The 1,087-nt window shown below is 59.2% G+C and carries 2 protein-coding genes and 1 pseudogene; 1 reads left to right on the top strand and 2 read right to left on the bottom strand.

From position 1 onward, the window contains the following. Both EOA13_RS37225 and EOA13_RS37220 read right to left on the bottom strand, forming a co-directional pair. A partial coding sequence (locus EOA13_RS37225) for an endonuclease/exonuclease/phosphatase family protein (RefSeq protein WP_206535379.1) occupies positions 1-217 on the bottom strand: 217 nt, incomplete at its 3' end. A 15-nt stretch (positions 218-232) separates the two neighbouring features. Further along, positions 233-412, bottom strand: coding sequence for a DUF3606 domain-containing protein (locus EOA13_RS37220; RefSeq protein ID WP_127298055.1), 180 nt, complete (start codon positions 410-412; stop codon positions 233-235). 130 nt (positions 413-542) lie between these two features. On the opposite strand from EOA13_RS37220, the pseudogene EOA13_RS37215 reads away from it, so the two are divergent. Next, a pseudogene (locus EOA13_RS37215) lies at positions 543-1,087 on the top strand (DNA ligase D); the annotation flags it as partial.

Here is a 1,087-nt window from a genome sequence, read left to right as displayed (position 1 = left end):
CTCCGCGAGCCAGAATTGCGACGCCGTTGTAGGATTTCTGGCCGTGCCAGATTGCACCATATCCAGCGTCGCCGATCGCCTCGGCCGGAAACTTCTCATCCGAGGTCTTGAGTTCTTGAAGACAGACGACGTCATAGTGCGTGGCCTTGAGCCACGCGAGCAGGACCGGCAGGCGACCATTAACACCGTTCACATTGAAGGTGGCGACGCGGACCATCGCTTGGGTGGCCAGCTATTTCTTGAGCTTGTCCTCGACCTTCTTGCGGCTGTTGCCAACCGATTTCACGGCCGACTTAACCTCGGCCTTGCTGGCTCCAGTCTTGCCCGCCTCATATTTCACCTCGTGATCCTGCCCACCGGCGACCTTTGCCCGGTCCTGACTGCGTCCACGGGTTGTTTGAGCAGTGGCCATTTCTTCCTCCAAGGATTGCGTTCTAGTTCCCAACAACGCGGCCGGACTCTTCCGGTTCAATTCATCGACGCGCGTGTGGAACAAAATCCCCAGGAAGAGTATTGAATCGCACCATGTATTCGAGTTCGGCATGTCGGCCGTAGAGGCCGCCCTCAGCAAAAAGCGCGCACCGCGCCGGGACTCAGAATCTACCTCCAAATACCCGCTTCCAAGGTTTCGCCCCTTCCAGCTCTGCACCCTGACTGACGACATTCCGGTGGGAACGAACTGGCTCTTCGAGATGAAGTTCGACGGCTATCGGGCGCAGGTCGCCATCTCCGGATCGGAAGTCGTCGTCTACACCCGCAACGGGCACGACTGGACCCGCCAGTTCAAGGTGGTCCTGCCGCCGCTGCGGAAGCTCACCAAAGGCTCGGCTCTGATCGACGGTGAAATCGTCGCAATCGATAGCCAGGGCCGCACGAATTTCTCCATGCTCAAGACTGGCATCGCTGCCGGCATGCCGCTCAAGTTCTACGCCTTCGACCTGCTGGAACTGAACGGCGGCGATCTCTCGGGCCAACCGCTCCTCGAGCGCAAGGAACGGCTTGCGGCGCTTTTAGGTGAACGCGACCCGGATGACGCTCTGCAGTTTTCCAGCCATATCGCGGATCATGGGGAGAGAGTCTTCGAGAC

The organism is Mesorhizobium sp. M7A.F.Ca.US.011.01.1.1, from assembly GCF_003998295.1.
Taxonomy (GTDB): domain Bacteria; phylum Pseudomonadota; class Alphaproteobacteria; order Rhizobiales; family Rhizobiaceae; genus Mesorhizobium.
The sequence above is the reverse complement of the archived record's forward strand: the minus strand, read 5'-3'. Positions and strand labels throughout refer to the sequence as shown.

Coding starts and splice junctions, on each gene's coding strand:
- EOA13_RS37220 (WP_127298055.1), bottom strand. CDS start 412: ATGGCCACTGCTCAAACAACCCGTGGACGCAGTCAGGACCGGGCAAAG.